19 protein-coding genes are annotated in these 20,663 nt (G+C 64.5%); 7 read left to right on the top strand and 12 right to left on the bottom strand.

Annotated elements, in window-relative coordinates; all coding sequences use genetic code 11:
• Window positions 1–44: 44 nt before the first annotated feature.
• The 3 genes from ccmE to N5A93_RS00905 form a co-directional block, all read right to left on the bottom strand.
• The gene (ccmE, locus tag N5A93_RS00915; RefSeq protein ID WP_268953177.1) at window positions 45–521 is read right to left on the bottom strand and encodes a cytochrome c maturation protein CcmE; all 477 of its coding nucleotides are present in this window, start codon (window positions 519–521) and stop codon (window positions 45–47) included.
• 18 nt (window positions 522–539) lie between these two features.
• Window positions 540–1,568 carry an N-acetyl-gamma-glutamyl-phosphate reductase gene (argC, locus tag N5A93_RS00910; protein WP_268953176.1) on the bottom strand — a complete coding sequence of 343 codons (1,029 nt, stop codon included), beginning with the start codon at window positions 1,566–1,568 and terminating at the stop codon, window positions 540–542.
• A gap of 911 nt (window positions 1,569–2,479) precedes the next feature.
• Window positions 2,480–3,019 (bottom strand): DUF6647 family protein, encoded by a 540-nt coding sequence (locus tag N5A93_RS00905; RefSeq protein WP_268953175.1) that lies wholly within the window; start codon window positions 3,017–3,019, stop codon window positions 2,480–2,482.
• Between the two features lie 103 nt (window positions 3,020–3,122).
• On the opposite strand from N5A93_RS00905, the gene N5A93_RS00900 reads away from it, so the two are divergent.
• Window positions 3,123–4,091: a LysR substrate-binding domain-containing protein gene (locus tag N5A93_RS00900; RefSeq protein WP_268953174.1), complete on the top strand. Its 969-nt coding sequence runs from the start codon at window positions 3,123–3,125 to the stop codon at window positions 4,089–4,091.
• A 287-nt stretch (window positions 4,092–4,378) separates the two neighbouring features.
• Here the strand turns inward: N5A93_RS00900 and murI are convergent, their stop codons facing one another.
• The 3 genes from murI to N5A93_RS00885 all read right to left on the bottom strand — a co-directional run bounded on the left by murI (window position 4,379) and on the right by N5A93_RS00885 (window position 9,593).
• Entirely contained in the window at window positions 4,379–5,191 is an 813-nt protein-coding gene (gene murI, locus N5A93_RS00895) for a glutamate racemase (protein ID WP_268953173.1), read from the bottom strand.
• 24 nt (window positions 5,192–5,215) lie between these two features.
• Entirely contained in the window at window positions 5,216–6,079 is an 864-nt protein-coding gene (locus tag N5A93_RS00890) for a lysophospholipid acyltransferase family protein (RefSeq protein ID WP_268953489.1), read from the bottom strand.
• Window positions 6,080–6,173: 94 nt separating this feature from the next.
• Window positions 6,174–9,593 carry an indolepyruvate ferredoxin oxidoreductase family protein gene (locus N5A93_RS00885; RefSeq protein WP_268953172.1) on the bottom strand — a complete coding sequence of 1,140 codons (3,420 nt, stop codon included), beginning with the start codon at window positions 9,591–9,593 and terminating at the stop codon, window positions 6,174–6,176.
• Between the two features lie 171 nt (window positions 9,594–9,764).
• Here N5A93_RS00885 and N5A93_RS00880 point away from each other — a divergent pair, with 171 nt between their 5' ends.
• Entirely contained in the window at window positions 9,765–10,670 is a 906-nt protein-coding gene (locus tag N5A93_RS00880) for a LysR family transcriptional regulator (protein ID WP_268953488.1), read from the top strand.
• 264 nt (window positions 10,671–10,934) lie between these two features.
• Here N5A93_RS00880 and N5A93_RS00875 read toward each other — a convergent pair whose 3' ends face one another.
• On the bottom strand, window positions 10,935–12,077 hold the full coding sequence (locus tag N5A93_RS00875) for a M24 family metallopeptidase (protein WP_268953171.1): 1,143 nt from the start codon (window positions 12,075–12,077) through the stop codon (window positions 10,935–10,937).
• Window positions 12,074–13,117: a pyridoxal-phosphate dependent enzyme gene (locus N5A93_RS00870; RefSeq protein ID WP_268953170.1), complete on the bottom strand. Its 1,044-nt coding sequence runs from the start codon at window positions 13,115–13,117 to the stop codon at window positions 12,074–12,076. Before N5A93_RS00870 ends, N5A93_RS00875 begins: the two co-directional genes overlap by 4 nt.
• A 136-nt stretch (window positions 13,118–13,253) precedes the next feature.
• Between N5A93_RS00870 and purL the strand changes: the two genes are divergently transcribed.
• The 5 genes from purL (at window position 13,254) to grxD (ending at window position 16,758) form a co-directional block, all read left to right on the top strand.
• Window positions 13,254–15,419 carry a phosphoribosylformylglycinamidine synthase subunit PurL gene (purL, locus tag N5A93_RS00865; protein ID WP_268953169.1) on the top strand — a complete coding sequence of 722 codons (2,166 nt, stop codon included), beginning with the start codon at window positions 13,254–13,256 and terminating at the stop codon, window positions 15,417–15,419.
• 123 nt (window positions 15,420–15,542) lie between these two features.
• A complete protein-coding gene (locus tag N5A93_RS00860) occupies window positions 15,543–15,785 on the top strand; it encodes a BolA/IbaG family iron-sulfur metabolism protein (protein ID WP_268953168.1) in 243 nt (80 codons plus the stop codon).
• A gap of 4 nt (window positions 15,786–15,789) precedes the next feature.
• Window positions 15,790–16,056: a hypothetical protein gene (locus tag N5A93_RS00855; RefSeq protein WP_268953167.1), complete on the top strand. Its 267-nt coding sequence runs from the start codon at window positions 15,790–15,792 to the stop codon at window positions 16,054–16,056.
• Window positions 16,057–16,094: 38 nt separating this feature from the next.
• On the top strand, window positions 16,095–16,385 hold the full coding sequence (locus N5A93_RS00850; protein WP_268953166.1) for a hypothetical protein: 291 nt from the start codon (window positions 16,095–16,097) through the stop codon (window positions 16,383–16,385).
• Between the two features lie 10 nt (window positions 16,386–16,395).
• A complete protein-coding gene (grxD, locus tag N5A93_RS00845) occupies window positions 16,396–16,758 on the top strand; it encodes a Grx4 family monothiol glutaredoxin (RefSeq protein WP_268953487.1) in 363 nt (120 codons plus the stop codon).
• Between the two features lie 119 nt (window positions 16,759–16,877).
• On the opposite strand, the gene N5A93_RS00840 is transcribed toward grxD, so the two are convergent.
• The 4 genes from N5A93_RS00840 to N5A93_RS00825 form a co-directional block, all read right to left on the bottom strand.
• Entirely contained in the window at window positions 16,878–18,668 is a 1,791-nt protein-coding gene (locus N5A93_RS00840) for a TRAP transporter permease (RefSeq protein WP_268953165.1), read from the bottom strand.
• Entirely contained in the window at window positions 18,665–19,618 is a 954-nt protein-coding gene (locus N5A93_RS00835) for a TAXI family TRAP transporter solute-binding subunit (protein WP_268953164.1), read from the bottom strand. Before N5A93_RS00835 ends, N5A93_RS00840 begins: the two co-directional genes overlap by 4 nt.
• Window positions 19,619–19,696: 78 nt before the next feature.
• Entirely contained in the window at window positions 19,697–20,101 is a 405-nt protein-coding gene (locus N5A93_RS00830) for a cell division protein ZapA (RefSeq protein WP_268953163.1), read from the bottom strand.
• Entirely contained in the window at window positions 20,101–20,607 is a 507-nt protein-coding gene (locus N5A93_RS00825; protein ID WP_268953162.1) for a hypothetical protein, read from the bottom strand. The genes N5A93_RS00830 and N5A93_RS00825 overlap by 1 nt, the downstream gene beginning before the upstream one ends.
• Between the last annotated feature and the right edge of the window lie 56 nt (window positions 20,608–20,663).

Below are 20,663 nucleotides of genomic sequence, written 5' to 3'. Positions count from 1 at the left end.
CTGGCTTCAAAAGGTTAACGGCTGGCTATCCCGGCGTGCGCCGCTCAGCTCCCGCTATCCGGCGCATGACCGTTATAGTCGCCATCCGGCTCCTGATAGACGCCCTGCGCCTTGAGCGCATCCACCACTTCCTTGGGCATGTAGCTTTCGTCATGCTTGGCCAGGATCTCGCTGGCCTCGAACACGCCATCACGCAAGGTCCCCGTGCCGACCATGCCCTGATTTTCCTCGAACAGGTCGGGCAGCACGCCGCGATAGGTCACCGCCACCACCGCCCCGCCATCGGTCACGTTGAAACGGATCGTCTCGCCCGCGCCGCGCTTCAGGCTGCCGCCCTCGACAAGCCCGCCAATGCGGAACACCTCTGTCGGCCCCGGCGGTTCGGCCAGCACCTCGCTGGGCGAGCGGAAGAAGTTGATCCCGTCGCGCATCGCATAGCCGATCAGCGCCGTGGACACCACCAGCGACAGCACGGCCAGCACGATCACCTGCACCCGGCGTTTCTTCTTCAGCGATCTCATGGCATCACCCGCGCTAGCTCAAGGAAAGACCGGGGCCATCATCAGACCTTCGGCTTCCGGAATATCTAACATCAGGTTCGCGTTCTGCAAAGCCTGACCGCTGCTACCTTTTGTCAGGTTATCAAGCGCGCCCACCAGGATCGTGCGCCCTTCCCGGCGGTCGGCGACCACACCGATATGGCAGAAATTGCTGCCCCGCACATGGCGCGTGCTCGGCGCCTCGCCCAGCGGCAGCACCTCGATGAAGGGCTCGCCGGCATAGGCCGCCGCCAGCGCCGCATGCACCTTCGCGGCATCCCCGCGCACATAGCCCGTTGCCAGAATCCCCCGGTTCGCCGGGATCAGGTGCGGCGTGAACTGAACCTTCACCTCGCGCCCCGCAAGGGCCGTGAATTCCTGATCGAACTCGCCCAGGTGGCGATGCGTGCTGCCAGGCGCATAGGCGTGATAGCCCTCGCTCAGCTCGGCATGAAGCAGGTTCTCCTTCAGAGACCGCCCCGCCCCGGAGACACCGCATTTGAGATCGAGGATGATCTCGTCAAGGTCGATCACCCCCGCGCCGATCAGCGGGCGCAACAGATACTGCCCCGTCGCCGCGTTGCAGCCCGTGCCCGCCACCAGCCGCGCGGCGCGGATCTCGTCGCGGTAAAACTCGGTCAGCCCGTAAACCGCCTCTTTCTGCAGCTCGGGCGCGGCATGGGGGTTGCCATACCAGCGCTCATAGGCGGCCGGGTCACGCAGCCGGAAATCGGCGCTCAGGTCCACGATCCTGAGGTCACGCGGCAGGGCGCTGATGACCTCCTGGCTGGTCTTGTGCGGCAATGCGCAAAAACAGAGGTCGATGCCCGCGAAGTCGATCTCGTCGATGGTGACCAGCACCGGCAAATCCAGATGACGCAGATGCGGGAACACCTGCGCCATGCTCTGTCCCGCCTTCGAATTCGCCGCCAGCGCCGCGATTTCCAGCCCCGGATGGGTGGCGATCAAGCGGACCAGCTCTGCCCCCGTATAGCCGCTGGCGCCCAGAATTGCGATCTTGTGGCTCATGTCAGTCCCCGGTTTTCAATCGGCATGTGCCTACATGCTGGATGCGCGCTTGCCAAGAGCGGTTGGGGTGCGGCGCGGCGTCGGGCCGGGGTCTGACGATCCAACGTTTGATGAAGGCACTTTATCCCGGCCAAACCCCTCCACTCCCGACACGTCGCGCGAACCTCACCCAATCGTCAGGCAAAACGCCCGCCTCTGGCATGACAGCAGCGCGAAAGACCCCGCGCCAGCATCGGGCCGGGGACTGACGATCCGACGGTTGATGCAGCCACTTTATCCGGGCCAAATCCCTCCAACCCCGATACGTCGCGCGAACCTCACCCAATCGTCAGGCCAAACGCCCGCCCCCGGCATGACGACCGCGCGAAAAGACGCCGCGCCAGCGTCGGGCCGGGGTCTGACGATCCGACGCTTGATGCGAGCACTTTATGCCAGCCAAGCCCCTCCACCCTCAACACGTCGCGCGAACCTAACCCAATCGTCAGGCCAAACGCCCGCCCCCGGCATGACGACCGCGCGAAAAGACGCCGCGCCATCGTCGGGCCGGGGTCTGACGATCCGACGGTTGATGCCACCACTTTATCCCGGCCAAACCCCTCCACCCTCAACACGCAGCGCGAACCGCACCCAATCGTCAGGCCGCCGGACGGCCCGACGATGGCGCGGCACCTGCGGTGCTATTCGCGCCGGGGCGAGGTGCTTGAGAGGAGTGGCGGCGGTCAAACTGTAACATTACCGCATCGCACTCCGATGACTGCTGAGCGCAGGAAGCGGAGTTTGCAAAGTTTGGGCAGTTTCCCGACAGCGGACCTTCAACCTGAGTGCGGCGAATGCCGGGTGAGAGCCCAATCCAGACTCAATTCAAAGTTGGCCATCCACCCAATGTCCCAGTTGGAACGTTGCCCCATATCTCAATCGGGGTGGATATCGCGAGGCGTGCAACCAGCTTCGAGGACAACGGCAATCCAGTTGATGTCGGCCTCAAGGCCAAGTTCGGCGAGCCATTTATCTTGAATGCGATATGCTGGCAATTCCTGCGCACCCGGGCAGTACCAATGCCCATGTTCTCGTTGGCGATGGTGGACGAGCTCGTGCAGCAGAACCGCGACATCGAAGGGGTTTCGGCGATCCCAAGGCCGCACGAGGTAGATCGTCGCTTCATGAGGATCGTATAGACCGCGCGTCGTGCTTTGCTGTGAACTATGAATTGGAGCATGTAAATGAGCCGCATTCACCAAGCCGATTTGGCGGACGTTTGGCGTATTGGAAGCACGCGGCAGCTCGGTGTTCCGATCCAGCCACTCCTCTAGATGATGTATCAGGGCCGTGAGCGACTTCGCGTCTCTCCATTCCAATAGGTCAGGCTGTGACGCTGCTGCGGGCCGAGTGACCAAGACGAGCATTAAGAGAGCACACCATAAGAGAGCGCCGAAGCGGATAACGTAAGCCATCGCAGCCTCCAGTCGATTTTGTGATTTGGTGTGAAGATGCTAAGTTTGGGAGGCTTTGACCGCAAAAGGCGATTTTTCAACCGTAGGTGAAAGGATTTCATCCATGGGACGTGAGCTGCCACCATTCGCTGCAGTAAAGGCATTTGAAGCCGCCGCGCGACACTTGAGTTTCAAGGAAGCTGCGCAGGAATTGTGCCTGTCACCATCGGCCATCAGTCACCAGATACGCGCTCTGGAAGAGTATCTGGACACGGCTCTCTTCGAGCGGTCCGGCAACTCCATAGCCCTGACGCTGACAGGCGAATCTTACGCTGGAAAACTCACAGGCCTTCTCGATGACTTCGATCAATCAACACGATCGATTACGGAAACCGGACCGAGAAAGTTCAGCGTCCTTTGTACGCCGGGTTTTGCCGCTCGTTGGCTTGTTCCAAGGCTGCACCGGTTGAGGTTCGGCGACCGCGTGCGTCTGCGCGTTTCCACTGGCGCTCCATCGTTGGATTTCTCAACAAACGAAAGCGACGTCGTCATTCAATGGGCTGATGACCCGGTCCCTGGCCTCGTTACCGAACCCTTCATGACGTCGAGCCGCTATCCAGTAATCTGTCCTGACTTGAAAGAACGCGAGGGGATCAAAGACCCAAAGGACCTCCTCAAGTTACGCCTTATGCACGACGAAGTTCTAGATGCATGGACGGAGTGGTTCGAGGCAGCAGGTCTTGATCCGCCGAAGATGCCTAGAGGCCCCGTGTTCCCGAATTGTGAACTCGCTACGACTGCCGCTGAACAGGGCCAGGGTGTTTCTCTCGCCTATGATATGATGGCACGGGGAACACTTGCTTCAGGGCGCCTCGTGCGCCTTTTCGACGCCGTCACAATGCCGGTCGTCATTTACTCTCTGGCCTATCCATCGGCACGACAGGACGATCCCATGATTATGGAGTTTCGACGCTGGATTCGAGACGAGATTGCAAATGAGGCGCCAAGCATGGCCGCCGAGTTATATAAGACAAATGGCGGCTCTGTCCGCAAATCGGTCACGCGACCTACCAACCACGAAGGTCCGCGCTGACCAGTCGGCCGGCAAGGCGCTATGTCCGCTCCGGGCTGAAACCAGACACCATTCTCACGAAATCCCCGATACGCCGCGCAACCCACTCCCAATCGTCAGGCCGCCGGACGGCATCATGCCAAAGGCACGCCTTTGGCATAACGATGGCGCGGCGGCCCGAGCGCCGCTATTCGCGCCGGGCCGCAGCCCCAAAAACCCACCAAAACCCCAAAATGTACAGAACACAGCCCACCGGCCCTGGTTTCAGTACAAAACCGGCGTACAAAACGGGTGTTTTGTACCGTCTTTCAGGCGGCGGTGAAGGTGATCGGGCGGCGCAGGAATTGCGTCGCGCGGCTCGAGACGCGCTTGGGGTCACCGGTGGTCAGATATGCCCCCTCGCCCCCCGCGCCCCGCATATCCGGGTGCCGTTCAAGGTAGTCGGCAAGGCTCTCGGCCACCAGGTTGGCCTGGCTGTAGACCTGCACATCCGGTCCCAGGGCCTCCTGAAAAACGTTTTGCATCAAGGGGTAATGGGTGCAGCCCAGGATCGCGGCCTCGGGTTCTGGCATCTTGCGCTTCAGTGCATCCACATGGCTGCGCACCAATGCCTCGGCCAGGATCATGTCGCCCTCCTCGATGGCGTCGACCACCCCGCCGCAGGCCTGCGCCTCCACATCCACGCCCACCGCCCGGAACGCCAGCTCCCGCTGAAACGCCCTGCTCCTCACCGTCGCCGGCGTCGCAAACAGCGCCACATGCTTGACCGCGACTTCTCGCGGAGGTGAATTGTCGCCCCATTGGCGCTCGGTAAGTGCTTCAATCAATGGAACAAAAACGCCCAGCACCCGCTTGCCGGGCGGTACGCCCTTTTCCTGCATCCGGCGCAGGGCGGCGGCGCTGGCGGTGTTGCAGGCGAGGATCACAAGGTCGCATCCCGAACCCCAAAGCCGCTCGACAGCCTGCGTCGTAAGGTCATGGACATCATCGGCATCGCGCACCCCGTAAGGCGCATGCGCATTGTCACCGTAATAGACGAAAGCCACATCGGGCAGCCGTTCCTGCACCGCATCCAGCACTGTCAGGCCGCCCAGCCCGCTGTCGAAAATCCCAACCGCCATGTCCGCCCGCGCTCCGGCGCGCCCCTATTCGAACTCGAATCCGACCGCATCGGGATCGACCGGCCGTGGGCTAAGCTCATACGTCTTGTGACGCAGGAACGCCATAAGGGATTTGCTGTCCGACGCCCGCACCGTCAGCGCCGCGCGCGCAATGGGCTTGCCCAGAACGACGCGCACGGGGGTATCGACACGCTTGCCGAATTCCTTGATCAGAAGCCCCATGCGCAAGGTATAATGCAGGTGGCTCGCGACCTGAAAGAGGCGGCTGGTATGGCCATCGAAGAACACCGGCACCACGGTCGCATCCGATTTCGCGACCATCCGCGCGGTGAAACCGCGCCAGCCCGGATCCATCGGCTGCGCGAAGGGCCTGGCGGCGGTGCTGACGGTACCGCCGGGAAAGATCCCCACCGCGCCGCCCTGCCCCAGATAGTCCAGCGCGTTGCGGCGAGTCTGAAGATTGAGCGCCATCGCCTCCTTGGTGCCGTCGAAGCTGACCGGCAGGATCACCCGGCGCACATCCTCGGCCTTGCGAAACACCTCGTGGGCGAGGATGCGGAAATCGCCGCGCGTCCGGCTGAGGATATGACCCATCATCAGCCCGTCGAGGATACCGTAAGGATGATTGGCGATCAGGATCAGCGGCCCTGTGCGCGGGATGCTGTCAAGCTGCCCCGCGACCACATCGAGCGTCAGCCCGTAGCGTTCGGTGATGACCTGCCAGAAATCGCGGCCCTGCGCGACCTCGTCCTCGTAGCCACTGGCGCGCTTGATCAGCCGGATACGCCCGGTCAGGTTCTCCATGGTGCGGATCATCGCCCGACCGCCGCGCGTCTGGGCGGCATGCGCATAGCTGATATCGCGCGCAATATGGCGTTGCCGGGCCATGGTCGCCTTTCCGGTTTCTGTCGTGTTGTTCTGCGATGTCGCTGCACGCGCCATATGACAGATGTGACCAGAAAGCGTTACGGTTTCATGACAATCACTCAGCCGCGCGCGCCATCGGCGTGCCGCCATTGCGGATCACGGCCAGCAATTCCTCGCGCCGCTTGGCCGCTTTTTCGGCATTGGCCTGCTTGACCGGGCCAAAGCCCCGGATATCTAAAGGCAGCGCCGCCAACGCCACAACGGCATCCATCACCGCCGCGTCGGCCTTGGGCAGCACCTCCTGCATGTCCTTCTCATATTGCGCAATCAGGGCACGCTCCATCCGGCGCTCGGCAGTATAGCCGAAGGGGTCGAGCGGCGTGCCGCGCAGCCGCTTCATCGCCGCCATCCAGCGCAACGGCCTCTCCAGCCAGGGGCCGAAGGCGCGCTTTTGCGGGCGCCCGTCCTTGCCGGTCCTGGCCAAAAGCGGCGGGGCCAGGTGAAAGCGCATCTCGAAATCGCCATCGAACTCGGCTTTCGCCTTGTCGCGGGTGCCCAGCAACAGCCGCGCCACCTCGTATTCATCCTTGTAGGACAAGAGCTTGTGATAGCCCTTGGCCACCGCCTCGCGCAGCGCGGGCTCGTCGATGCCCTCCAGCATCCGCCGATAGCGCCTGACCAGCCCCTTGCCCTGATAGGCGGCCAGATGATCCGCGCGAAAGGCGATCCTGTCCTCCAGCGTCTCGGGCATCGGCGTCACAATTGGCGAGATATGGCGCTGTACCTCCTCGGGGAAGGCGGCGGCCCATCGTCCGATCTCGAAGGCGCGCAGGTTCTTCTCGACCGCCGCGCCATTGAGCGCGATCGCCCCGGCGATGGCATCATGGCCAAGCGGCACAAGGCCCCGCTGCCAGGCGGCGCCGAACACGATCATGTTGGAAAAGATCGAATCCCCCATCGTGACCCGCGCCAGATCATGCGCATCGAACAGCTGCACGGTATCGCGCAGCCGCACCTTCAGGGACAGCTCCAGCTCTTTGGTCGGCAGGCGGAATTCGGTGTTGCGGGTGAATTCACCGGTGATGATCTCGTGGCTGTTGACCACACCACCCGCATTATCCGCGCGCATCAGGCCGAGGGTGGACGGCCCCGCGCTGACCACCAGATCGCCGCCAATCAATGCATGCGCTTCGCCGGTGGCAACCCGGATCGCGCTGATATCACTTGGTTTTTCGGCAATCCGGCAATGGATATGCACGGCGCCCCCTTTCTGTGCAAGGCCGGCCATCTCCATCATCCCCGCGCCCTTGCCATCAAGCTGCGCGGCCTGCGCCATCACCGCGCCGATGGTCACGACGCCCGTGCCCCCGACGCCGGTGATCACCACGTTATGAGTGCCGTCAATGCGCGGCAGGTCAGGGTCGGGCAGATCGGGCAATACGAAGTCGCTGGCCTCTTCCTTGCGAATCTTCGCGCCTTCCAGCGTCACGAAGGAAGGGCAGAACCCCTTGAGACAACTGAAATCCTTGTTGCAGGCGGATTGGTCGATGGCGCGTTTGCGCCCCAGTTCGGTTTCCAGCGGCGTGACCGCAACACAGTTCGACTGCACCCCGCAATCGCCGCAGCCCTCGCAGACATCGCTGTTGATGAAAACCCGCTTGTCGGGGTCGGGAAAATTTCCGCGCTTGCGGCGGCGTCGCTTTTCGGCGGCGCAAGTCTGGACATAAACAATGGCCGAGACACCACTGATTTTCGTGAACTTTTCCTGAACCTCCGGCAGCTCATCGCGACTGTGCCAGCCGATATCGTCGGGAAAATCGCGCCGCGCGGGTTCTTCCTTGGGGTCGAAGACCAGCGCGATGTCGCGCACTCCCATTGCGCGCAGCTCGCGCACGATCCGGTCCGGGCCAAGCCCGCCCTCATTGCTTTGCCCGCCGGTCATCGCCACGGCATCGTTGTAAAGGATCTTGTAGGTCATGGTGACGCCCGCCGCCACCGCTGCCCGGATCGCGAGCAGCCCCGAATGGTTATAGGTGCCGTCGCCCAGGTTCTGGAACACATGGCCGCGCGTCGAAAACGGCGCCTCGCCGATCCAGTTCGCGCCCTCGCCGCCCATATGAGTGTAACCGCTCGTTTCACGGTCCATCCACAATGCCATGATATGACAGCCGATCCCGGCATAGGCGCGGCTGCCCTCGGGCAGCTTGGTCGAGCTGTTATGCGGACAGCCTGCGCAAAAATAGGGCAATCGCGCCGCCAGCGTCTCGGTATTGTCGGCCTGACGTGACGCGGCGATCCGCTCCAGCCCGGCCTGCACCCGTTCGGTGCCGCGCCCCTCCTCGGTCAGGATGGCGCCGATCTTCTCGGCGATCATCACCGGGTCAAGCGCCATGCGCGTCGGGAACAGCTCTTCGGAATGCATGCTGCCCGCACCGCCCTTGTACCAGCCATAGACGCGCCGCCCGCGCCGGTCGTCAAAGATCGCCTCCTTGATCTGCACCTCGATCAGCTTGCGCTTTTCCTCGACCACAACGATCAGCTCCAGCCCCTCGGCCCAGTCGTGAAAGCCCTTCATGTCCATAGGGAATGTCTGGCCGATCTTGTAGGTGGTCAGCCCCAGCCGCTCGGCCTCGCTGGCGTCGATCCCCAGGAGGTCGAGCGCATGCACAAGATCCAGCCAGTTCTTGCCAGCCGCAACGAAACCGATCTTCGCGCCCGGTTTTCCCCAGACCCGCTTGTCGATTTTATTCGCATGAGCAAAGGCTTCGGCGGCGAACCTCTTATGGTCGATCATCCGCGCTTCCTGCGGGATCCAGTGATCGCCCAAACGGATATTCAGCCCGCCCTCGGGCAACGCCACGTCCGGCGTGACGAAATGCATACGGTCGGGGCTGCCATCGACCACACTGGTCACCTCGACTGTGTCCTTCATCGTCTTCAATCCGCACCAGACGCCCGCGAACCGGCTCAGCGCAAAGCCATAGAGCCCATAGTCCAGGATTTCCTGCACCCCCGCGGGCGACAGCACCGGCATATAGGCATCGACCATCGCCCAGTCCGACTGATGGCAGACGGTCGAGGATTCGCCGGTATGGTCATCCCCCATGGCCATCAGCACGCCGCCAAAACGCGAACTGCCTGCCATGTTGGCATGGCGCATGACATCGCCCGAACGGTCCACACCCGGGCCCTTGCCGTACCAGAGGCCGAACACCCCGTCATGGGTGCCCTCGCCTCGCAGTTCCGCCTGTTGCGTGCCCCAAAGCGCCGTGGCCGCCAGGTCCTCGTTGAGGCCGGGCTGGAACAGGATTCCCGCCTCGCTCAGCGGCTTTTGCGCGCGCATCATCTGCATATCCACCGCCCCGAGGGGCGAGCCGCGATAGCCGGTGACATATCCGGCCGTGTTCAGCCCCGCGGCGCGGTCGCGCGCGCGCTGCATCAGCATCAGCCGCACAAGCGCCTGTGTCCCGTTCAAAAGAACGGGCGATTTTTCCAAGTCGTAACGGTCACTCAGGGATACTTCTGGCTTACTCATGGCGCGTCTCCCTTCCGGTGCCTGGCACCTTGCCGATATATAAACCGATATTAGGTCATAGATAATGACCTATAAAGCGAAATTTCCCGAAAAACCCCGGCGGCGCTGTGGTCAACAAAGGTTTTTCTGGTATTTCAACGGCGGGGTCAGATGAAACCGAAAGTTGCGCTTATGGATTGGGACAAACTCAGAATATTTCATGCGGTCGCGGATGCGGGCAGCCTCACCCATGCGGGCGATCAGCTGCATCTGTCGCAGTCGGCGGTGTCCCGCCAGGTGCGCGCGCTGGAAGAATCGCTCAATACCACGCTGTTTCACCGCCATGCGCGCGGCCTGATTCTGACCGAACAGGGCGAGCTTCTGTTCGATGCGACCCGCGCCATGCTCAAGCGACTCGATGCCGCCACCGCCCGTATCCGCGACAGCGAGGAAGAGGTGTTCGGCGAATTGCGCGTGACCACGACGATCGGTTTCGGCACATTGTGGCTGGCACCGCGCCTGGCGCATCTCTATGAAAAATATCCCGATCTCAAGATCGACCTCATGCTGGAGGAACGTGTGCTCGACCTTCCCATGCGCGAGGCCGATGTCGCCATCCGCATGAAGGAACCCAGCCAGGCCGACCTGATCCGCAAACGGCTGATGACAGTGCATATGCGTCTTTACGCTTCGCGTGACTACCTCGCCAAGAACGGCACGCCCGAGGAACCCGAGGACCTGCGCCACCACAGGCTGATCTGCCAGAATCCGCGCTCGGCCCAGGTTGGCGCGGGCTCCACGCTGATCAACGAGCTGATGACCCATGACGTGCCCTCGCTGCTGGCGGTGAACAACTATTTCGGGGTACTTCAGGGCGTTCTGCATAATCTGGGAATCGGCGTGCTGCCCGATTACCTGACGCATGACTTCCCTGAACTCGTGCGCGTCCTGCCCGACGTGCAATCCAACGAGGTGCCGGTCTTTCTCGCCTATCCGGAGGAACTGCGCCACTCCAAACGCATCGCTGCCTTCCGCGAATTCGTCCAGAACGAGATCATCAGCTACCGCAAGAAGCTCAGAGAGCAGGCAACAAGCTGAATTTCCGGGCAGATCGCAAACCGCTGGAACGCGCTATGCAGCAGGCGCATAACAGGCATGCTGCACCTGCGGCGGAATTACCCTTGAATGGTGCATTCAATCCTCTTATTTCCCCGTTGTGACGATGGTTGCCCAGCGCGCCATCATCATACCTCCCTGTTGGACTTTGGCCGAGCTTAGTGCTCGGCCATTTTTTTTGCACTTCATGTCCGGGTGTCCGCTTTACGCTCATGATTTCGGCAGAACGACCGCGTCAGGGCAAATTTACTTGCCGATCACTGGCAAAGCCGGATCCGACAAGGGCGACAGCACGCGCGGCGCGCCATGGGCGACCACGATGTTTTCCTCATGCACCATGATTCGCCCCGGCGCGGTCTCCAATCCGGGCTCCAGCGTGATCACCATCCCCGCACACAGCGGCGTCTGATTCTGCGCCGTCAATGACAGCCCCTCGGTCAATTGCATCCCCAGCCCATGCCCCAGCCGCCCGGCGCGTTCATCCACGCCAAGGACGTCCGCCATCACCCGCCACAGGTCGCAGGCCCGCGCGCCGGGACGCGCCGCCTCGAGCCCAGCATGCACAGCCTCGGTCAGCCGCGCATGCGCGGCGCGCTGCGCAGCGGTTGACTGGCCGATGGCGACATTGCGGTCGAAATCGCAGAAATACCCGTCCCAGACCGCACCCGTATCCAGCATCAACACATCTTCGCGCGCCAGCGGCACATCGCTGGCAGGCGAAATCACGTCGGCGTAGCCCTGCGGCCCCGCACCCCCGGCAAGGTAAGGCACCCAATCCGCCCCCTCCTCCAACAACAGGCGCTGAAAATCACGAAACACCCGGCTCAGCGCAACGCCCGGCGCGGCGATCTCGTCAAGCCGCGCAAAGGCCCGCCCGGCAATCGCGCAGGATCGGGCGATCTTGGCGATCTCGGCCTCGGACTTGATCGCGCGACATCCCGCCACGATGCCCCGGTCATCCGTGAAGCCAACCCCGCTTGCCTGCTTGAGACGCTCGAAATCCGCCAGCGGCATGCGCAGATGCGTCTCCATATGCGAGGGCACGCCGACCGGCCCGCCAATTTCGCGCAGCGCATCCGCCAGCAGGCTCACACCGTCATCCACCAGGTCGGGCGCGGCCCATGTGCGGATATCCCGGACCCAGGTCGTCGCCATCAGCGCCGCGCCGATCGCCGGAATCACCGCCACCGGATCGCCCCGCGCGGGCAGCACCAGGAACCAGGGACGGCTGGGGCTTTCCCAGAACCGCGTCAGGAAACCGGTGAAATAGCGCATGTCCGGCTCGGTGGTCAGCAACAGCGCCCCCAGCCCTTCGGCCTGCATTCCAGCCTGCGCGCGCGCCACGCGCGCACGATGCTCGCCTTGCGCAAAGCCGCGCGTCGCGCTCACGTTTCAGGCTCTTCGCTCAGGATGCACAAGGCCCGCGCATCCCCCGGCAGATCCATGAGCCGCAGCGCCGCCACACCCGCCGCTCCGGACTGGGTCGTGGCCAGCCCTTGCGCCGCGAGTTCAGGCAGAACGGCGCCGGCCGCCTCATCCGAAATGGTGGCAAAGGCATCACTGTCACGTGCCAGCCCCTTGAGAGCGATCAGCGATGGTGCCTTGCAGTCAAGCCGCCCCATCGTCGAGACCGGCCCCGCGCTCTCCACCGGGCGCCCCGCCCGGATCGAGCCGATAAGCGCAGGCGCGGCATCGGGCTCCACCACCACGATCCACGGCCCAGCGCCCCAGATTTGCCTGAAATAGGCCGCGCAGGCCCCCGCCAAGCCACCGACACCGGCCTGCAACAGGATATGCGTCGGCGGCGCGGGCATCTGGCGCGCAGCCTCGGCGGCCATGGCAAGATAGCCCTCCATCAAGCGGTGCGGCAGATCGAAATATCCCGGCCACGAACTGTCCGACAAGAGCGTCCAGCCCTTCTCTGTGGCGGTATCCGACGCCGCCTGCATGCTCGCTTCGTAGTCACGCCCCGCGCGCACCACTTCGGCGCCCTTGGCCTTCAGCCTCTGGGCGAAGCTGTCAGGCACCGTGTCCGAAAGATAGATCACCGCCCGCGCGCCGAACACATGCGCACCCGCCGCCACCGACAGCCCGTGATTGCCCGCGCTCGCGGTGATATATGTCCGCCCCTCCAGAGCGCGAGACATGTCCGCGCCGGGATCGCCCGCATCCTGCGCCGCCGCCTCATGGGCGATCACATAGGCCGCACCAAGCGCCTTGAAGCTGCCAAGACCCATGCGCGCGCGCTCGTCCTTGACCCAAAGACGCGCGCCGAAACCCGCGACCTCGACCAGCGGGGTTTCCCCGGCCACCGGGCATTGCGCCAACAGCGCCTCGGGCGCATCCGCATCGACGCTTGGCCAGGGCGCGCCGGACAGCACATCCTCGGGCAGTCCCCGTCTCCGCCAGGGGTTTTCAACGATCTCCATGTGCCCTCCGCTTTTGACGCGCCATTGCAACGCCAATTCCCACCGCGGGTCAAGCACCGTGCGCCGCCCCCTTTCCCCGGCCCGCGCCATGCACTAAAGAGGCGGCAACCGGACCATCCAGGGGGATTCCAATCAGATGCAGGAACCGGACGTCACGCCCGAGTTGATCGAGGCCCACGGCCTCAAGCCCGACGAATACCAGCTGATCCTCGAGATCATCGGCCGCGAACCCACCTTTACCGAGCTGGGCATCTTCAGCGCCATGTGGAACGAGCACTGTTCCTACAAATCCTCCAAGAAATGGCTGCGCACCCTGCCCACCACCGGCCCGCAAGTGATCTGTGGCCCCGGCGAGAACGCGGGCGTCGTGGATATCGGCGACGGGCAGGCGGTCATCTTCAAGATGGAAAGCCATAACCACCCCTCCTATATCGAACCCTACCAGGGTGCGGCGACCGGCGTCGGGGGCATCCTGCGCGACGTGTTCACCATGGGCGCGCGCCCGATCGCCTCGATGAACTCGCTCAGCTTCGGCGAACCCGACCACCCCAAGACGCGCCAGCTCGTGCATGGCGTGGTCGAAGGCATCGGCGGCTATGGCAACTGCTTCGGCGTGCCCTGCGCGGGCGGCGAAGTCCGTTTCGATCCCGCCTATAACGGCAACTGCCTTGTGAATGCCTTTGCCGCCGGTCTGGCCGATGCCGACAAGATTTTCTATTCGGCGGCCTCGGGCGTCGGCATGCCGGTGGTCTACCTTGGCGCCAAGACCGGGCGCGACGGGGTTGGCGGCGCGACCATGGCTTCGGCCGAATTCGATGAAACCATCGAGGAAAAGCGCCCCACCGTCCAGGTCGGCGATCCCTTTACCGAAAAGCGCCTGATGGAAGCCACGCTGGAACTGATGGCCACCGGCGCGGTGATCTCGATCCAGGACATGGGCGCCGCGGGCCTGACCTGCTCGGCGGTGGAAATGGGCGACAAGGGCAATCTCGGCGTGCGCCTCAACCTCGAGGACGTGCCCTGCCGCGAAGAGGCCATGAGCGCCTACGAAATGATGCTTTCGGAAAGCCAGGAACGGATGCTGATGGTCCTGCGCCCCGAGAAAGAGGCCGAAGCCAAGGCGGTGTTCGACAAATGGGACCTCGATTTCGCCATCGTCGGCGAAACAATCCCCGAAGACCGCTTTCTCATCATGCATAACAACGTGGTCAAGGCCGACCTGCCGCTCAAGGCGCTTTCGGGCAATGCCCCCGAATATGACCGCCCCTGGGTCGAAACCGCCCCGGCGGAACCGCTCGATCCCGCCAGCGTGCCCGGCGTCGACCCCATCGACGGGCTGCGCGCGCTGCTGGCCTCGCCCAATTACTGCTCGCGCCAATGGGTCTATGAACAATATGACACGATGGTCATGGCCGACACCGCCCGCACGCCGGGCCAGGGCGCGGGCCTCATCCGCGTGCATGGCACCGACAAGCTGCTGGCCTTCACCTCGGACGTGACCCCGCGCTACGTCAAGGCCAACCCTGTCGAGGGCGGCAAGCAGGCCGTGGCCGAAGCCTATCGCAATCTGAGCGCGCTTGGCGCGGTGCCGCTGGCGACAACCGACAACATGAATTTCGGCAATCCCGAAAAGCCCGAGATCATGGGCCAGTTCGTCGGCGCGATCAAAGGGATCGCCGCCGCGGTTTCGGCGCTCGACATGCCGATCGTGTCGGGCAATGTCTCGCTTTACAACGAAACCGACGGTCAGGCGATCCTGCCCACCCCGACCATCGGCGCCGTCGGCCTGATCCGCGACCCCGAGACCGCGATCACCGGCGAGGCGCGCGACGGCCATGTGGCGCTGGTGCTGGGCGAAACCACTGGCCACCTGGGGCAATCCGCGCTTCTCGCCGAGGTCTATAACCGGGTCGAGGGCGACGCGCCCCCCGTCGACCTGGATGCCGAGAAGCGCCATGGCGATTTCATCCGCGCCAACCACGCGCTGATCAAGGCCTGCACCGACCTCTCGGATGGCGGCCTTGCGCTGGCCGCCTTCGAAATGGCCGAAGCGGCGGGCGTGGGCGTGCATCTCGACGAGGCCGACACCGCGGCCCTCTTTGGCGAGGACCAGGGCCGCTATCTCATCGCCTGCAATTTCGACCAGGCCGAGGCGCTGATGATCGAGGCCGGGCGCGCCGGGGTGTCGATCCAGAGCGTCGGGCGCTTTACCGGCGATGCCGTGCGCATCGGTGGCGCCGAAGCGCCGCTCGCGGAGCTTTCGCAGGTCTTCCGCAACGGTTTCGCCGCGCATTTCGCCTGATCCGTCCCGGCGCGCCGACCCACGGCGCGCCCGCTTTCCCGCAGGCCGCATCCCGGCCCGCATCTTGCACAGACCCTTCACGCGTTCTACATCCATGACAGACCCAATGAAGGAGACGCGCCGATGCCGATACAAGCCCAGGAAATCGAGGATCTGATCCGCGCCGCCTTTCCCGAGGCCAGCATCACCATCACCGATCTGGCCGGCGACGGGAACCACTACGCGGCCGAGGTGATCGACGCCTCGTTCAAGGGCATGAACCGCGTGCAGCAGCAACGCGCCGTCTATGCCGCGCTTAAGGGCAAGATGGACGGGGCCAATGGCGATCTTCACGCGCTGGCGCTGACCACCAAGGCGCCCGACTGACCCGATGGAGGCGCTGCCGGTCATCCTTGGCCTTGTCGCCGTGATCGTCCTCGTGGCGGCCCTGGCGCGCAGCCGTGCGGTATCGGAGCGCAAACCGGCGCGTGGCTGCGACCCCGGAGAAGGCGATCAGCTGGTCGATATCGGCTATGCCTCGGGCGGCGCCGGGGGCGGCCATGGCGGGGTGATCCGCGTCACCCGCGACCCGCAGCAATATGCCCGCGGCTTCGTGCCCGCAAGCGCCCTCAAGGCAGACCGGAACAAAACGCAATGACCACACGCCCGCCGCCATGACCCCAAGGAGAGCCACGCTTGTCAACACAGGGCGAACTACCGCAGAACCCGTTCGAAACGGGCGATGTCGCCAACCTGACCGCCCAGCCGGTGATCATCATCGCCCTGATCCCCTTCGTGCTGATCTTCCTGCGCGCGGGCTGGCTGGAATACCGCCGCTGGATGGTGCATGGTCGCTCGGACAACAAGCGCTCGGCCTATGACATAGACGAGCACGCACCCAGCTACACACCGCCCGAAACCGACGGCGGGCCCGAAATCGAAACCGAAAACCAGACGCCCGCGAGGAGCGGGCAAGACCAGACCTGAAAGGCACATGATGACCGACGCAAAGAACCGCATCGAAGAGACCGTCAAGGGCCATGACGTGGTGCTTTACATGAAAGGCACCAGGGACACGCCGCAATGCGGATTTTCCAGCCGCGTGGCGGGTGTTCTCAATTACATGGGCGTGACCTACCAGGACGTGAACGTGCTGGCCGACGAGGACATCCGCCAGGGCATCAAGGATTATTCCGACTGGCCGACCATTCCGCAGCTTTACGTCAAGGGCGAGTTCGTGGGCGGCTGCGACATCATCACCGAGATGACCCTCTCGGGCGAGCTCGATCAGCTGTTCGAGCAGAACGCCGTCGCCTATGACAAGGACGCCGCCGAGAAGATCCGCGAAGCCAACGCCTGATACCGGGCAGGCCTTGCGCCCCTTCAGGGGCGCGACAGGAGGGGGCCAGCCCCCTCTTGGCCTGCGGCCAATTCACCCCCGAGGTATTTGAGGCCAGATGAATTGGCCGGGCGGGGGGGTCAGAGTGGCCAGAGAACCGCCAGCAGCCCGCCTGCCAGCGCCCCGCCACGCAGCCAGAGCGCCTTGCGCCGCACCAGTGCCCAGCTGATCAGCGCAAGGCCGGCGCCGATCTTGAGCGCCGCCAGCAACGCCGCGCCGGGGTCGTGTGCCAGCGCGATGAGATCGGGATTGGCCACCATGCCGAGCGGGATGAGGTAGAGCCCGACACCGAGCGTCATAGCGGTCAGCGCCACGCGAAGCCAGTTTTCCCCGATCATGCCCGCCGCGATGAAGACCGCGCCGCAGACCGGCGGCGTGATTGTCGAGAGAAGCGCATACCAGAATACGAAGAGATGCGCCTGAAGCGGCGCCATCCCCAGTTCGATCAGCGCAGGCCCAGCCACCGAGACGCAGATCACATAGGCCGCCGTGGTGGGCACCTCCATGCCCAGAATGAGGCAGGCGAAGGCCGTGAGCAGCAGCGAAGGCCAAAGCAGCCCGCCCGAGACCGACAGGATCAGCGAGGTGATCTTGACCCCGAGTCCCGTGACCCCCAGCACGCCGATCACCAGCGAGGCGCAGAAGATGATCGACCCGATCAGCGCCACCTGCCGCCCCGCAGTCAGGATCGCGGTCTCGGCGCGGCGCGCCGCGCGCACCGGATCGAACCGCAGATCGCCCCCCGTCAGCAACAGCGCCGCACCCGCGAAGATCGACAGGCACGCGGCATATTGCGGCGTGACCCCAAGCGCGAACATCCCCCATAAAAGCAGCGCGAAAGGCACGAGGAAAAAGCCCGAGGTGATCGCCACGTCGCGCAGCGCCGGGCGGTCCCCGGCGGCCAGCCCGCGCAGGTCGAAGCGGCGCGCATAGCCGTCGATGCCGATCCAGACCGCCCAGAAGTAAAGCGCCGCAGGCAGCGCGGCCGCCGCCATGATCGCCGTATAGGGCGTGCCCGTGAGTTCGACCATCACGAAGGCCCCTGCCCCCATGAGTGGCGGCATGATCTGCCCGCCTGACGAGGCCACCGCCTCGACCGCGCCCGCGATGCGGCGCGGATATCCCAGCCGCTCCATTGCCGGCAGCGTGATCGCCCCGGTCGAGGCCACATTGGCCGAGGCCGAGCCCGATATCGACCCGAAGAGCGCGGAGCTCAGCACCGAGACCTTGGCCGCCCCGCCCCTCAGCCGACCCGCGGCGGCGGCGGCGACATTCATGAAGCCCTGACCCGCCTCGCCCGCATTGAGCACCGCGCCGAAAATGACGAAGATCGCCACCACATTGACCGACACCGCCGTCAGCGACCCCCAGAGCCCGCCCTCGGCGATGGCGAGCGTGCCGAGGAAGCTTTCGAGCGGCGTGCCGGAATGGCCGAAACGGCCCGGAATATGCTGGCCGAAGAGCCCGTAGAGCAGCGCCGCCGCCGCGACCAGGGGCAACGGCCAGCCGATCGCGCGCCGCGCCGCCTCGAGCACGACGCAGATCAGCATGATCGCGATCATCATCTGCCCCTGACCTTCGAGGAACCCGTATTGATCGGCCAGCGCATCATGGCTGAAGGCCACCCAAAGCGCCGCCCCGACGCCAAGCGCCGTCAGCACGAGCCCGCTCATGCGCGCACGCCCTCGGCGCCCCCAGACCAGCACGAAAGGCAGCACGAACACGAGGTGCAGCGGACGGCTCACGAGGTTGGGCACGAGGCCCGAGAAGACGAGGCCGATATGGAAAACGACAGAGGCCAGCGCGAAGCTGGCCCAGATCACCCGCGCCAGACCGGCTGGCGCGGGGCTTTCGGTGCTGCTCAGGCTCACTTCTGCGCGTCGCTCAGCGCGATCCCGGCCTCTTCGTAATATCGCTGCGCACCGGGATGGATCTTGCCGGTGATGTTCTCCATCAGCCCGGCATCGACGCCTTTCCACCAGGCGGCGCTTTTGCCAAGCCGCTCCTGGCTTTCCCAGAAGGTCCGGGTCAGCTGATAGGCGGTCTCGTCATCCATCATGGTGGTGGTGTAGGCCGCCACCGGCAGCGAGGTGGTGGCGATATCGGCGTCCTGCCCGGCATAGGTGCCCGCCGGGATCACCAGCTTGGTGCGTTTGGTTTCCGCGATCTCAGCGTCGCTCAGCGACAGCACGGTGACATCGCTCGAGGCGGCGGCCTCGACGACGTTGGGCGCAGGCCAGGAACCTGCGGTCACGAAACCGTCGATCTGGCCGTTCTTGAGGGCTGGGACCGCGTTGCTCAGCTCGACATCGGCGATCTCGACCTTGTCCGCGACACCGAAGAGCCCGAGGTATTTTTCGCCCTCGCGCGCGCCGAAACTGCCCTTGCCCAGCAGGATCGTCTTGCCCGCCATGTCGTCAAAGCCGGTGACGCCGCTTTCGGCGGACATCACGAAATGCATGGTCAGCGAGGGGATCGGGAACAGCGCGCGGATCTCGTCGAAGGCCGGATCGCCCTTGCCCTCGAACATCGCCTTGCCGCCCTGCGCCAGCCCGACCAGCGCCGGGGGCGTGGTAAAGACGTAATCGGCGCCGCGCGCGCGCACTTCCATGACATTCTGCACCGAACCCTGGCTTTCCTCGACGGTGACGCTGATCTCGCCATCCGAGGCCGCCTGCATGGCTTCGGCGATCTGCACGCCCATCTGGTAATAGGACGAGGCGGTCTTGGCGGATTTGTAGGTCACGCGGGTCTCGGCCGCTGCGGGCAGCGCGGTGAGTGCGGCCAGCATGGCCGCGGCGGTGATGGAACCGAATTTCATGATGATGCTCCCTGTCATATCGGGCGCATCTAGACAGGGTTCGCGCCGCTGGTCAATCGCAGCGGCGCGGGTTCCGCATCAGTCGCCGCTGCCCGGCGCAGGCTCCCCCACCTGATCGGCCAGCGCCTCGGCGCGCGCGGCGATCTCGGCCATGGCATCGCTGACGCTGGCGGGCACGATCGGCACCTCGATGGTCTGGGGCGCGGGCGCGGGGGCGTTGCGCAGCTGATCGAGCTCGGCCTCTTTTTCGGCCATGCGATCCTCCATCCGGCGCAGCTTGTCCTCGATCCCGGCGGTCTTGTCGGCCAGCATCAGCCCCGCCATCAGCAACAGCCGCGCCTCGGGGATGCGTCCGATCTGGGCACTCAGCACCGAGGCCTCCTCATCCAGCATCTTGGCGGCGGCCCTCAGGTAGCTTTCCTCGCCCTCCTGACAGGCCACGTCAAAGCGGCGGCCACCGATCTGAATCTCGATTTCGGGCATCACGCGTCCTCCGGTCGGGTTTCGTCACCGGGGGCGTCGCTCAGGACGCGCCCCATCTCGGCGAGGATCGTGTCAGTCTCGGCCCGGTCGCTGGCACGGCTGGCGCGCAGCCCTTCCAGTTCGGCCAGCATCGCCTTGTTGATCAGATGGGGCTCGCCAACCCCCTCGCTATTGGCGGCGCGCAGCGCCTCGTTGGACTCGCGCAACTGCTGATTGGCCTTGCGCAGCGACTGAAGCTCCTGATCCAGCGTCTCGATGCGGGCCGCCGTTTCGCCGCGCGCCCCGGCGGCGGCGGTTTCCAGCCCGGCCAGCTGTTCCTTCATCTTGCGCACCCGCTCGCCCAGCTGGGCATTGGCCAGCCGCTCATCCTCGAGCTGCGCTTCCAGTTCCTCGATATCGCCGGGCGCGGGAGCCTGTCCCTTGCCCTTGCCCTGCTGCTCCAGACCTTGCGCGATCCGGTCCAGCGCCGCCGTGATCCGGCGTTGAAGCTCGTCGATGTCGCTCATGGCGTCGCCCCTTTGTTCGGTTCCTTGCCGGCCCCGCGTCAAGCGCGAATCGCGGT

This window comes from Roseovarius salincola, assembly GCF_026891095.1.
In the GTDB taxonomy this organism is placed as follows: domain Bacteria; phylum Pseudomonadota; class Alphaproteobacteria; order Rhodobacterales; family Rhodobacteraceae; genus Roseovarius; species Roseovarius salincola.
Note: the sequence above shows the minus strand (reverse complement) of the source record. Positions and strands in the feature narration are given on the sequence as shown.

What these genes read in the sequence shown, in the direction of transcription:
- argC (WP_268953176.1), bottom strand. Translation starts at nt 1,568, where the DNA reads ATGAGCCACAAGATCGCAATTCTGGGCGCCAGCGGCTATACGGGGGCA.
- N5A93_RS00830 (WP_268953163.1), bottom strand. Translation starts at nt 20,101, where the DNA reads ATGCCCGAAATCGAGATTCAGATCGGTGGCCGCCGCTTTGACGTGGCC.
- N5A93_RS00880 (WP_268953488.1), top strand. Translation starts at nt 9,765, where the DNA reads ATGGATTGGGACAAACTCAGAATATTTCATGCGGTCGCGGATGCGGGC.
- N5A93_RS00870 (WP_268953170.1), bottom strand. Translation starts at nt 13,117, where the DNA reads ATGGAGATCGTTGAAAACCCCTGGCGGAGACGGGGACTGCCCGAGGAT.
- ccmE (WP_268953177.1), bottom strand. Translation starts at nt 521, where the DNA reads ATGAGATCGCTGAAGAAGAAACGCCGGGTGCAGGTGATCGTGCTGGCC.
- grxD (WP_268953487.1), top strand. Translation starts at nt 16,396, where the DNA reads ATGACCGACGCAAAGAACCGCATCGAAGAGACCGTCAAGGGCCATGAC.
- N5A93_RS00900 (WP_268953174.1), top strand. Translation starts at nt 3,123, where the DNA reads ATGGGACGTGAGCTGCCACCATTCGCTGCAGTAAAGGCATTTGAAGCC.
- N5A93_RS00890 (WP_268953489.1), bottom strand. Translation starts at nt 6,079, where the DNA reads ATGGCCCGGCAACGCCATATTGCGCGCGATATCAGCTATGCGCATGCC.
- N5A93_RS00905 (WP_268953175.1), bottom strand. Translation starts at nt 3,019, where the DNA reads ATGGCTTACGTTATCCGCTTCGGCGCTCTCTTATGGTGTGCTCTCTTA.
- N5A93_RS00860 (WP_268953168.1), top strand. Translation starts at nt 15,543, where the DNA reads ATGCCGATACAAGCCCAGGAAATCGAGGATCTGATCCGCGCCGCCTTT.
- N5A93_RS00885 (WP_268953172.1), bottom strand. Translation starts at nt 9,593, where the DNA reads ATGAGTAAGCCAGAAGTATCCCTGAGTGACCGTTACGACTTGGAAAAA.
- murI (WP_268953173.1), bottom strand. Translation starts at nt 5,191, where the DNA reads ATGGCGGTTGGGATTTTCGACAGCGGGCTGGGCGGCCTGACAGTGCTG.
- N5A93_RS00855 (WP_268953167.1), top strand. Translation starts at nt 15,790, where the DNA reads ATGGAGGCGCTGCCGGTCATCCTTGGCCTTGTCGCCGTGATCGTCCTC.
- N5A93_RS00835 (WP_268953164.1), bottom strand. Translation starts at nt 19,618, where the DNA reads ATGAAATTCGGTTCCATCACCGCCGCGGCCATGCTGGCCGCACTCACC.
- N5A93_RS00825 (WP_268953162.1), bottom strand. Translation starts at nt 20,607, where the DNA reads ATGAGCGACATCGACGAGCTTCAACGCCGGATCACGGCGGCGCTGGAC.
- purL (WP_268953169.1), top strand. Translation starts at nt 13,254, where the DNA reads ATGCAGGAACCGGACGTCACGCCCGAGTTGATCGAGGCCCACGGCCTC.